The organism is Candidatus Infernicultor aquiphilus (assembly GCF_002784285.1).
GTDB lineage: Bacteria > Atribacterota > Phoenicimicrobiia > Phoenicimicrobiales > Phoenicimicrobiaceae > Infernicultor > Infernicultor aquiphilus.
Window position 1 is genome coordinate 1 of sequence record NZ_PFKO01000154.1, and the last position, 1,385, is coordinate 1,385.

At 31.4% G+C, this 1,385-nt stretch carries 1 protein-coding gene; it reads left to right on the top strand.

Annotated elements, in window-relative coordinates:
• On the top strand, positions 1-1,117 hold a 1,117-nt coding region (locus COZ07_RS04260; protein WP_406607346.1), incomplete at its 5' end, for a DUF3084 domain-containing protein.
• Positions 1,118-1,385: the final 268 nt, after the last annotated feature.

Consider the following 1,385-nt stretch of genomic DNA (forward strand, 5'->3'; position numbering starts at 1 on the left):
AATTTCCACTCTTATTATATTAAGTGGATTGATTGCTTTTGTCGGTGATTGGATGGGTATAAGGGTAGGTAAAAAAAGAATAACTATCTTTGGACTACGCCCACACTATACTGCGATATTTATTACTATAATTGCTGGAATCCTAATTGCCGCCATTACCATCACTATACTGGCTATATCTTCCAATGATGTTAGAACTGCCCTATTCGGTATAGAAGAGTTAAAGGGAAGGCTTTCCTATTTATCTCGGGAAGTAGATACCAGAAACATACAACTAACTTCTATGCAAAAAAATTTGGATGAAAAAACTACTCAATTACAAGAAATGGAAGAAAAATATCAGAAATTATCTCAAGATATAAAAGATAAAACCAGTCAATTGGAAGAATTATTGATTGCCAGAGAAAGACTGATAGAAGAAAAAGACAAGTTAAGCAAAGAAGTTGAAGAATTAAATGCTACTGTGAAAGCCTTATATTCCGGGATAACCTGGATTAGGGAAGGAGAAGTTATTTTTGAAGCTGATGAGCAAATTGCCCTAACTATTGTTCAAAGTGGAAAGACTATTGAGGAGATAAGAGAAGAATTAATCAGGTTTTTAAATGAAGCCTCCGATAAGGCATTAACTCTAGGAGCTAAAAAAGATGAACGAAGTAGTCAGGTATTTATTATTGCCCAAGAAGAATTCGAAGATATAGTACAGAAGATACATAATAGCGATAAAGAGATGATAGTACGACTTTTATCCTCCATAAATGTAATCAAAGGAGAGCCGATAGTAGCACATTTCTCCCTTTTAGAGAATAAACTGGTCTTTAAAATAAATGAAGAAATTATTTCGGAAGAAATTGAAAGTTCAGAAATTCCTGGTGAAGTAGAAAAAATACTTTTATCTCTTTTAAGAAAGGTAAATATTTTAGCCGTAAAAGGAGGAATAATTCCTAATCCCAAGTCCAGTTTTGTAGGAAGTATATCTGCAGTTAATCTATATGATACAGTTAAGACTATTGTAGAATCTGGTACCATGATGAAAGTCTCAGTAATTTCAATTTACGATACCTGGAGTGTGGGTCCTTTAAGAGTAAGGATGGAAGTGAAGCGAAGCGAAGCGAAGTGAAGCCTATTTCTTAGAACCAGTTCCTCCCCTTTAAAGTAAAAGTTATTTCAGCAATATTAATTTTTTTTCTAAAATTTTCAAAATTTCCCTTGACATTATAATACAGTAGCAATTATAATAAAACCAATAGAAATAAATAGTTATTAAATGCTAATATATTAGGCATTGTTTTTAATTGATACCTACTAAAATATAGATTTGAAAAGTGAAGGGGAAAATTTTAAAATTTTTTAAAATATTTTTCTAAAAAAGAAGGATTTTTAAATCT